Consider the following 6,833-nt stretch of genomic DNA (forward strand, 5'->3'; position numbering starts at 1 on the left):
TAGATATTTACGTTGGGGCAGTACTGTCAGTTGAATTCGAGTCACAGCCTCATGAAGTTCGGTAACCGCGTAGGCTCGAGACGTTCCGAAGCCACGGAACTCGCCGCGTCGTGGGAAACTGCCGGCGTGCCGGCCAGCCAATCCTCTGCGGAAACCACCAAGGGCGTGCTTAGCATTCCCGGCGTGGTGGCATTTTTCCGCGAGAACGGTCAACGCATTCTGATGCTCGCCGCGGTGATCTTCGCGGTCGGCGTCATTCTGCTGATGTTGATTCCGGCGCGCTATGCCGCGACCGCGCTCGTCGTGGTCGACCCGCGCGAACAGCGCGTGACCACCGACCAGGACGTCCTGCCGGGGATCGGTCAGGACGCCGCAGCACTGCAGAGCTATGTCGAGATCGCCAAATCCGACGGATTTCTCGGGCCGCTGATCGAGCAACTCAAGGTCGCCGAGGACAGCGACATCTCCGGCGGCAGGACCGACCCCACGCGCCTGCTCGACCGGTTTCGCAACCGGCTCGACATCTCCCGGCGCGGATTGACCTATGTCATCGCCATCAAGTTCACGTCCAACAATCCGCAGCGTGCGGCGTATTACGCCAATGCGGTGGCTGAGGCGTTCGTCGCCAGCCAGCGTGGCACGCGCAGCGTGGCGACCGACGAAGCCGCCGACTGGCTGAAGAGCCGGCTCAAGACATTGAACGACCGCTTGCGGTCTTCGGAAGATGCCGTGGCGAAGTTCAAGCTCGAGCACCGGATCGTCAACGCCGGCAAGGAATCGACGACGCAGCAATTGCGCGTCACCGATCTGACCCAGCAGGTCGCCGCCGCGCGCGCCCGCACCGAGGAGGCCAAGGTCCGCTATGAGCAACTGCAGCGCGACCTGAAGGCCAATGTCGACGGGCCGGTCAAGCAGGACCTGCTGAGTGCGCTGCGCGCCCAGCGCTCCGCGCTCAACGACCAGATCGCACAGAAGCGGGGGGTGCTGGGCGATCGTCATCCAGACCTCGTGATGGCCCTCAGCCAGCTCAACGATCTCAACCGCCAGATCGAGATCGAGCGGAAGAAGAACATCGACACCGCGAAGTCGGAATATGAGGCGCAGCGCGATCAGCAGAAGGCGCTCGAGGATCAGCAGAAGGCGGTCGAACAGCAAATCCTGGTCGACGGTCAGGCTCTGGTCAAGCTGCAGGAATTGCAGCGCGACGCCGATGCCAACAAGAATATCTACGAGCAATTCCTCTCGCGCTACAAGACCACCGACGAGCAGCGGCTGCTGCAGAGCTCGCAGACCAAGGTCGCATCGCCTGCGACGCCGCCGGTGCGCTCGACGCTGCCGCCGCTTCCGCTGTTGCTGGTCGCGCTCGCGATCGTCTCGCTGCTGACGTCGACGGCGATCGTCGCCGTTCCCGGTCTGAATCTGAAGCAGCTCCCGATCAAGGCCATTCCGCCGCTTCGTCGGGCCGAGGCGCCTGCACCGCCGGCGCCCGCCGCGCCGCAACCCGCGCTGCCGCCGGGATTGCCGGTGCTGGCCCGCATTCCCAACATACCGTCGCCGGACGCCGTCAGGAGCGTCTGGCAGACCCCGATCGCGACGACGGCCGAGCCTGAACTCAGTCCGCATCTTCAGCTGCTGATCGAGAACATCGAGCAGCTGCCGGGAGACCACGGCAAGGTGGCGCTCCTGCTGTCGGTTGAGGGCGGCGCCGGCGGCAGCACCGTCGCACGGTCGCTGAACCGATCCGCCGTCAAGAACGGCACGCTCAGCGTCCTGATCGAGATGGAATCCAGGCGCGCCGAGGCCGCGCCGCCGCAAGGATCGGGGATCATCAAGGCCGATCTGCCGTCCGTCGTCGAACTGCTGGGCGCCAGCAGCAAGACGCCACCCTATCCGCCGGACGATATTCGCGCCGATTTCGGCCTGATCATCGTCGACGCATCGTCGCTTGCCCTGCAGCCGGCCGCGGTGGCGCTGGCTGCCCATGCCGACCTCGTGATCCTCGTGGTTCGCGAAGGGGCTGCCAACTCGGCTGCGATCGGCAAGGCGCGGGCCGATCTATCCGGGTATGGTTCGGTCCCGACCGCGCTGGTCGTCAATCGCGTGGCGGTCAATGCCGCCGTTCGCGGTCCCCGGGACGAAGCGCTGGGCCTGGCGAGCTGAAGGCGGTACGGCTGGAGCTAGAGCCTTTTCCGTTCCGATAGTATCGGAACGCGGTTCTGGATCCTTGTTTTGACGCGTTTTCTTCACGCGAGCCGGTATCCACTCCGCTCGAAAAACGCTTCTAGTCGTTGCTGTCCGCAACGCGGACCGCGTAGGCGTCACCTTTCGACGGCCACAGATGCGACAGCACCAGAATGGATGGGTCGACGCCGGTCCGCCGCCGGCACAGCACGTTGAGCGCGATGGTGGCGACGACCAGCGAAACCGTCGCCGAGATCGCGGCGCCGAGCACGCCGAGCCAGGGAATCAGCACGACAAATCCCAGCAGCCGCAACGCCACATTGGCTGCGACAACGGGAACGTAATCGCGCTCATGGCCTGTCAGCTGCAGAACAGCAGCAGAGGGCCCGCCCGCCGCCTGGAAGGCCGTTCCGATCGCGAGCACGATCAACACCCACTGCTGCGCCGCAAAGTGCGGTCCGAACAGGCCGAGCAGATGGGGGGCGCCCACCCAGACAATGACGAGGCCGCTGAGCACGCAGAGCGCGGTCACCTCGGCCATCAGCTTCAGCGTATGTTCGAGCTCGTCGTGATTCTTGCTGAAGTACAGCGAGGGGAGCCGGCGCGCGCCGAACGTGTACAGCGCAGCCGACAGCATGGCGAAGATGTTGGCCAGCCGCGAGGCGGCGAAATAGACGCCGGCGGTGGCCGGATCCAGCATCCAGTAGACCAGGATGACGTCGAAATACTGGTTTGCCGCTTCGAGAATGGAGGCGAGCCAGAACCGGAATGCGCTCTTGTTCCAGCGCGAGGTCTCGAAGCGCGCCGTGACCGACCGCAGGTTCGGCAGCACCCGCACGATCGATACGATCTGCACGACGAGCCCGAGGGCCATCGCAGCCGACATCGCGCTGAACAGCTCGGCGGGGGTAAGCTGCCGGTGGCCGAACAGCACTGCGATCAGGAACAGGACGACGGCGACGCGCCAGAAGAACTCCCGATTGCCTTCGCCCATCAGGATGCTGACCAGGGATCGCGCGATCTGGCTGCCGAGCATGAGCCCTGCATTGACCGCGGTGAACGCCGAGACCGACAGGATCAAGAGCCACCACTCGCCGCGAATGCCTGCCACCGCGGCGATCGCGGCGATCGAAATCAGCATCCCGATCGCTGAGTTCTTCAGGCTCGTCAGCAGCACACCCTTGGTGAAGGCGGTCTGGCCGCGCACCTCATACTCATTGAGAAACCGAACCAGGAGCAGCTCCTGGCCGACCAGGCCCACGACCGAGGCGATCTGGGCGACGGAGAGCAGGGTTGCGAAGTGTCCAAACGCGTCGGGCGTCATCGCCCGCGCGGCCAGCGAGAACAACGCGAATGCGAGCCCGCCGCTGCCAACCTTGAGCAGGATGGTCCCGGCAACGCCGCGCGTGACGTCGCGCCGTAACAATTGGAGCACGGAGGCAATCACCAGAGATGTCTCAATATCCAGTCGGGGCTGTTGACCGTAGCAATCGGTGAAGCCTGGAGTGTTAATGTTCTCTTGCTAAGATTCCGTTCCTTTCGAATGGCTTCCGGGCCCAACGCAGTTGTGAACGGGGCCAGGTCGCGTTGCTCCATTCTGGAACGGCGCCGTCTGCCCTGTCTCCAAACGGCGCAGGTTGGATTTGCCTCCGGCGCCCAGTCCAGTGGCGCGGACCTTGCCGGATGAGACTGCGCTTGCGCGTCAACGCCATCTGTCGCAGCTCGATGGCCTGGCAATCGCCTCGCCATCCCGCTGCGGAGCCTGCAAAGGTTCGGTTTCATGGCCGACCGTCGTGCAAGCCATGTGCCGAGAGACCGCTCATCGTGGTCCGGACGTTTTCATTAACCTCGATTCTGGAACTCGCCGTGCTCGATCGGCAAGGCGGCAGCGCAGGCAAGGAAATTGCAGTTCTGCGGCCAACCAGAGCTTTTCCCGTTCCGATGGAATCGGAACGGGGCTCTAGATTCTTGTTTTGACGCGTTTTCTTCACGCGAACCGGTATCCACTTCGCTCGAAAACGCTCTAGCCGTCGGAGCGGACAAACATGATTGCCGAGAAAAGTGCGACCAAGCCGATCGTGGCCTGCGAGGCCGAGGTCATCGAAGCGGACGTCGCAATTGTCGGAGCCGGTTTGGCAGGCTCGCTTGCAAGGGCTGTGCTCGCCCGAGCCGGGTACCGGGTCATCCTGATCGACAAGCGTTCGATCCCGCCGGACGAATTCCGCGTCGAGAAGATCGCCGGACGGCAGATCGATATCCTGCGCCGCCTCGGCTTCATCGACGACGTCGAGGCCATTGCCGCGCCTTATGACCAGGTGCTCAACATCAGGAGCGGCAAGCTGGTCGATATCGGCGTCGGCCGGTCCTACGGGATTTCCTATGCCAACCTCGTCAACATGGCACGCGGCCTGACGCCCGATGCGTCGAGCTTCCTGCTCGACCAGGTGACCAATGTCAGCGGCAGCGAGGAACGTCAGCAGTTGACGCTGGCCTCCGGAAAGCGCGTCGTCTCGCGTCTGGTCATTCTGGCGACCGGCATGACAAACATGCTCGGCCACAGTCTCGGAATGCGCCGGCAGATGCTTGCCGCGCGCCACTCGGTCTCGTTCGGCTTCACGATCGCACGGCCGGACAACGCGCCGTTCGATTTCGATGCGCTGACCTGCTATGGCGAGGAGGCGGCTGACGGTGTCGACTATCTCAGCCTGTTTCCGATGTCGGGCGGCATGCGCGCGAACCTGTTCATGTTCCGCGATCCGACCGATCCGATCATGCGCGAGCTGCGCCGCGACACCAGACGGACGCTGCTTCGCCTGATGCCGGGATTGCAGCCCTATCTCGGCGATTTCGAGGTGGTCGGCCAGGTGCAGAACTGGGTCATGGATCTGACTGTGACCGAGGGCCATCTGCAGCCGGGCGTCGTGTTGATCGGCGATGCGTTTCAGACCAATTGTCCCGCAGCCGGAACCGGCGTGGGCCGACTGCTGGTGGACGTCGAACGTCTTTGCACGGACTATGTGCCGCGCTGGCTGGAGACCGCCGGCATGGGCGTGGACAAGATTGCGCAGTTCTATTCCGATCGGGACAAGCTCGCCGCCGATCAGCACTCGCTGCAATTGGCGAACTTCCGCCAGGCCTTGACGTTGAACACCGGTGTGCGCTGGAACTTGCGGCGGAAGCTGCACTTCCTGCGCCGCATGATCACCCACCGGGTGGACCGGATTCATCCGGGATGGGTGATGCGTGTCCGCAGCGCGCTCCGCTAGGCGAGTCGTCGCGCCGAGATCATGTTCACAATGTGCTGCAGCGCGATGATGATCCGAGCCGATCTCATCGCGCTCTAGCGCGTGCCGGTCGAGGTGCGGACCGGCCTGAGGTCGGTCACACGCTTGGCGGCCTGCTTGATCCAGGGCGCCTGCTTCAAGGCAAACAGCGCGAGCGAGCCGGCCGCACTGCCGGCCTGCGTCACCGCCGACATCGGCGTCGGCTGACCGCCGAACTGCATCTTGTAGGGCTCGTCACCGATGGTGAAATCGAGCACGCGGTCGCCGCGCTCGACGCAATCCCTGGCGACGCTCTCGAATGTCAGCGCGCCGATCGATTGGCTCTTGTATCCCTCGATGTCGAACGCCGTCATGACGACGAGGACGCTGCCGCGGTGGACCAGCCCAAGCGCGGTGGCGATGACGCTGCCGTCCATCTTCATGGCGTAGAGCCGGGCAAAGGAGCCCATGCCGCGAAGCGCCACGCTCGAGTAGAAATCGAAATACTCCGGTCGCTGCAACAGGTCGCCATCACCCTGTTCGTGAAACCGCGGTCCGCGAAACTTTCTCATCGTCTCCATGGCTTCGCCGATGGAAGCGCTGTCGTCGCAGCATGAGAAGGTGAGTGTGCCCTTCTTGTGGATCTGGCGCCGTTTCTTTGCCAACTCCTTCTGATACGACTTTCCCAATGCATTGATCTGCCATTGCTCGAACGGCGCGACCAGGACCGTCGCGTAAGCATTGGTATCCATCAGGCTGCGGTGGGGCGCGCCGATCAGATTCTCGATCCGCATCCTCGCATCGAGCAGCTTGGGTATGCGCAGCAGGTCGAACGGCCGCAGCAGCTGTCGAAGCCTTTCGCAGGCAGCCTGGTCTTGCAGCAGGTCGGTGAAGGTCGCGATGCTGCACACCGGCGACAGATAGTCGGACACGCGGAGATCGGCGAATTCGATGGTGCGCATCGGGCCGCGCCGCACGCGCAGCATCGGCAGCACGGCCGCAAGCGACTTGTTCGCACGATGGCGGACGGCGACGACCAGCGGTCTGGCCGACGCGGCGGGAGCGAGCTTGCGGTAAAGGCTGTCCAGCCATAGCGGATGTTGGAAGGCGGTCGCGTCCGAGCCTTCAAATAACGTCACGTACTCTTCAGACAGGAAGTCGAATGCGTCGTCGATGCTGACATCGAACGCGTCATCATTCTTGTTCATGTGAGACCAAACAAAACGACAGTTTCAAAGCGCCGATTGAATCCGGCACGCCGCCCTTATAGCAAAGGTCGATCGGCTCGGGCAGCGGCAGAATACGATTTGTATTAGGGTCCAGACTCAATTGAGCCAATATGCGACGAGAGCGGCGAGATGAACAGCGGCCAAAAAATTACGGGCGAGC

The 6,833-nt window shown here is 63.5% G+C and carries 4 protein-coding genes; 2 read left to right on the forward strand and 2 right to left on the reverse strand.

Annotated features, from left to right (window positions below; genetic code table 11):
- Positions 1 to 51 precede the first annotated feature (51 nt).
- Positions 52 to 2,160 carry an exopolysaccharide transport family protein gene (locus QJT82_RS37540; RefSeq protein ID WP_028343309.1) on the forward strand — a complete coding sequence of 703 codons (2,109 nt, stop codon included), beginning with the start codon at positions 52 to 54 and terminating at the stop codon, positions 2,158 to 2,160.
- A 121-nt stretch (positions 2,161 to 2,281) separates the two neighbouring features.
- Here QJT82_RS37540 and QJT82_RS37545 read toward each other — a convergent pair whose 3' ends face one another.
- Positions 2,282 to 3,628, reverse strand: coding sequence for a polysaccharide biosynthesis C-terminal domain-containing protein (locus tag QJT82_RS37545; RefSeq protein ID WP_028343308.1), 1,347 nt, complete (start codon positions 3,626 to 3,628; stop codon positions 2,282 to 2,284).
- 598 nt (positions 3,629 to 4,226) lie between these two features.
- On the opposite strand from QJT82_RS37545, the gene QJT82_RS37550 reads away from it, so the two are divergent.
- Positions 4,227 to 5,447: an NAD(P)/FAD-dependent oxidoreductase gene (locus QJT82_RS37550; protein WP_028343307.1), complete on the forward strand. Its 1,221-nt coding sequence runs from the start codon at positions 4,227 to 4,229 to the stop codon at positions 5,445 to 5,447.
- A 74-nt stretch (positions 5,448 to 5,521) separates the two neighbouring features.
- Here QJT82_RS37550 and QJT82_RS37555 read toward each other — a convergent pair whose 3' ends face one another.
- Positions 5,522 to 6,652, reverse strand: a complete 1,131-nt coding sequence (locus QJT82_RS37555; protein ID WP_028343306.1) for a GNAT family N-acetyltransferase — start codon at positions 6,650 to 6,652, stop codon at positions 5,522 to 5,524.
- Positions 6,653 to 6,833 lie beyond the last annotated feature (181 nt).

Origin of the sequence: Bradyrhizobium sp. Mp19 (genome assembly GCF_029952935.1) — a bacterium.
GTDB lineage: Bacteria > Pseudomonadota > Alphaproteobacteria > Rhizobiales > Xanthobacteraceae > Bradyrhizobium > Bradyrhizobium elkanii.

What these genes read in the sequence shown, in the direction of transcription:
- QJT82_RS37540 (WP_028343309.1), top strand. Translation starts at nt 52, where the DNA reads ATGAAGTTCGGTAACCGCGTAGGCTCGAGACGTTCCGAAGCCACGGAA.
- QJT82_RS37550 (WP_028343307.1), top strand. Translation starts at nt 4,227, where the DNA reads ATGATTGCCGAGAAAAGTGCGACCAAGCCGATCGTGGCCTGCGAGGCC.
- QJT82_RS37555 (WP_028343306.1), bottom strand. Translation starts at nt 6,652, where the DNA reads ATGAACAAGAATGATGACGCGTTCGATGTCAGCATCGACGACGCATTC.